This is a genomic window from Brachybacterium sp., from assembly GCF_036379615.1.
Classification (GTDB): Bacteria; Actinomycetota; Actinomycetes; order Actinomycetales; family Dermabacteraceae; genus Brachybacterium.
Window position 1 is genome coordinate 1 of sequence record NZ_DASVGJ010000072.1, and the last position, 2951, is coordinate 2951.

The 2951-nt window shown below is 72.8% G+C and carries 4 protein-coding genes; all 4 read left to right on the forward strand.

Going from position 1 to position 2951, the window contains the following annotated elements; all coding sequences use genetic code 11:
- Positions 1-9 precede the first annotated feature (9 nt).
- Positions 10-1182 (forward strand): hypothetical protein, encoded by a 1173-nt coding sequence (locus VF289_RS17310; RefSeq protein WP_330885327.1) that lies wholly within the window; start codon positions 10-12, stop codon positions 1180-1182.
- A 41-nt stretch (positions 1183-1223) separates the two neighbouring features.
- The gene (locus tag VF289_RS17315; protein ID WP_330885322.1) at positions 1224-2102 is read left to right on the forward strand and encodes a D-hexose-6-phosphate mutarotase; all 879 of its coding nucleotides are present in this window, start codon (positions 1224-1226) and stop codon (positions 2100-2102) included.
- A 153-nt stretch (positions 2103-2255) separates the two neighbouring features.
- Positions 2256-2405, forward strand: a complete 150-nt coding sequence (locus VF289_RS17320) for a hypothetical protein (RefSeq protein ID WP_330885324.1) — start codon at positions 2256-2258, stop codon at positions 2403-2405.
- 235 nt (positions 2406-2640) lie between these two features.
- The gene (locus VF289_RS17325) at positions 2641-2892 is read left to right on the forward strand and encodes a hypothetical protein (RefSeq protein ID WP_330885326.1); all 252 of its coding nucleotides are present in this window, start codon (positions 2641-2643) and stop codon (positions 2890-2892) included.
- Positions 2893-2951: the final 59 nt, after the last annotated feature.

Here is a 2951-nt window from a genome sequence, read left to right on the forward strand (position 1 = left end):
GGACCCTCCGTGCCTCCCCCTGCCGCGTCCGGTGCCCCGCGTGCCGCCCGTGCCCCGCGGCCCGGGCGCACCTCCCGCGCCTCGCGCGTCGAGTCCCGTCATGTCGGCATGGGCGTCGGCGGTGCGCTGGCGGGCCTCGCCGTCGGACTCCTGGCCCTGCGCGGGACGGCTCCGCTCGCGGGAGCCGGGTCGATCGGGCAGGTCGCCGCGCTCACGGTGCTGGGCTGCGCCGCGATGACCGCTGCACTCACGCTCACGACCCTCACCCGGCACTCCCTGCCCTGGTTCGGCGGGCGCCGCTGGTGGCGCCGCGCGACCGACGTGATCGGCCTGTCGCTCGTGTGCGGGATCCTCGGCCTGTTCCTCACCGGCGCCCTGTTCGGCGTGTTCCAGCAGGCCTTCCTCGGCGTCGCCCTGGATCAGATGGCCGGCACCTTCTGGGTCGCGCTCGCCGGCGGCGCCGCCGCCTATGTCACCTCCGCGGCGGCCTCCGCCCTCACCGGCCGGGCACTGGCGACCCTGCTAGCGGTGTTCCTCACGGTGGGGGTCCTCGCGAGCGCCCTGAACGCCGAGGACCCCTACTGGTGGGAGCGGTACTTCTCCGAGCTGGGCGAAGGCGGGGACCTCTCGAGCCTCACCTTCAACCTCACCCTCCTGCTGACCGGGATCGCGCTGGTGACCGTAGCCGAGTTCCTCGCCCACGACCTGGATCGCTGGGCGCGCAGCGTGGGCGAGCCGGCGTGGCTGATGACCGTGGTGCGCTCCCTGCTGACCACGGTCGGGGTGCTGGTGGCGCTGGTCGCGGTGATCTCGCGCCCCGTGAGCGTCTTCTGGCATGACATCGTCGCCCAGTCCCTCGTGGTCGTCTTCGGTCTCACCCTGCTGATCATCCCGGTGCTGCTGCGCCGCCTGCCCGGTGCGCTCCTCGCGGTGACGGCGGTGGCCTTCTCGCTGCTGCTGACGGTCACCGTGCTGTACCTGGTGGTGGGCTACCTCAACATGACCGCTTTCGAGATGGGCGCGGCGGCGATCGTGTACGGCTGGCTGCTGCTGTTCATCCGCACGGTCTCCGCGGCCGCCGAGGGCACCGAGGAGGAGCCCGCTTCGCCGGATGCAGTGCCTGCTTCGGCCGCTGCGGAGCCCGCCGGGGACGACGGCGGGAGCGCCGCGGCAACCGGCTGACTCACCGGGGCGCCTGCGCAGATGCATGCGACGATGAGGCCATGAACCCTGCGAGCACCGATGCCACCGCCTCCTCCCTCCCGCTTCCCGAGGGCGTGACCCTGGGAACGACCCACGGGGTCGACGCGCTCCTGGTCAGCACCCCGTCCAGCACCGCCGAGCTGCTGCTGGACGGCGCTCACCTGATCAGCTGGGTCCCTGCCGGGCAGGCGGACCTGCTGTGGCTCAGCCCCGATTCCGCCTTCGGCGAGGGCGAGCCGGTGCGCGGCGGCATCCCGCTGGTGGGCCCGTGGTTCGGTCCGGGCCGCGACCTGGCGATGGACGTCAAGCACGGCTGGCTGCGCACCATCCGCTGGGACCTTGCCGCTGCCGAGCGCGAGGGCGACGAGGTGGTCCTGACCCTCGTGACCCCCGAGGGCGTCGAGGCGCTCTCCGCGAGCATCGACTTCCGCTTCGGCTCCGAGCTGTCGGTAGACCTCACGATCACCGCCGGCCCCCGCGCACTCGAGCTCGAGGCCGCCCTGCACACCTATCTCGCCGTCGGTGACGTGCGAGAGATCGAGATCGCCGGGCTCGAAGGCGCGGACTACCTCGACAACACCCAGGGACTGGCCCCTGCCGTCATGCCGACGGAACCGCTGCGGCTCACCGGCTCCACCGACCGTGTCGTGGACTCCACCGCCACGGTGACGATCTCCGACGAGAAGGACGGGCGCCGCCTCGTCTCCACCCCGCGCGGCACCGCGAAGACCGTCGTGTGGAACCCCTGGGACACGCTCGTCACGGGCATGGCCGACATCCCCGACGCCGCCTGGACCGAGTTCGTGTGCATCGAGCCCGCCGTCGCCAAGGACGGCTTCGTCGCCCTCGCCCCGGGGGAGACCCACAGCATCGGCGTCAGCTACCGCATCGAGAGCTGAGCCTCCTCTCCGCGCAGCGGGGAGCCCGCGAGGACCCGGTCCCCCTCAGGGTGACCGGGTCCTCGGCGTCATGCCCGGCTCGCGGGAGACACCGGGTTTTATTCGGTTGTGCCCTCTGGGCAGGAGTGATGAACTGTCCGTATGGAGATGCACATGACCCCGACCACGACCCCGGCGAGCCCCGCCGCGTCGTCGCTCGGCCTCACGGCATCCCCCATCCGGCGCTGCGGAGATCCCGCGGGCGTGCACGTGGCCGGCGGGGGACGCCGCGCCGCCGATGGCTCCGCGCCCGCAGCGCGCTGACGGCACCACCCGCAGCGCGCCCCGCCGGCCCCTGACGCCGGCACCCCTGAGAACAGCTCCCGCCGTCCGAGATCCCCGGGCCGCGGAGCCTCCCCCTGCACCTTCACGGACAGCTCCTGTCCGTGCCGTGCACGAGCCTTGTCGCAGCACACCCGCTCCAGGAGCGCCCATGTCCCCGCATGCCCTCGTCGACTCGCGCGACGACCTCAGATCCGCCACCACGTCCGATCGGACCATGGAGAGAGCCCCCGCCGTCATGACCACCCTCACCAGCCCCACGCCCCTGACCAGCACGGCCTCCGTTCTGCACCGGCTCGACCGGTTCCCCGACGAGGTCGCCGTCGACACCCTGCTCACGAGCTTCCTCGCCCGCCGCCGCGCGCTGCGCAGGGCCCGCAAGGAGCTCGCGGTCCAGCAGGCGCGCCAGGAGCACGAGATGCTCCACCAGCACGCCCTGCTCGGCGCCGGCCTCACGCACCTGCGATGAGCCCGGAGGCCTCTCACTCAGGAGAGCGCTTCGCGAGCCTCGGCCCGTCCGGACCTGTT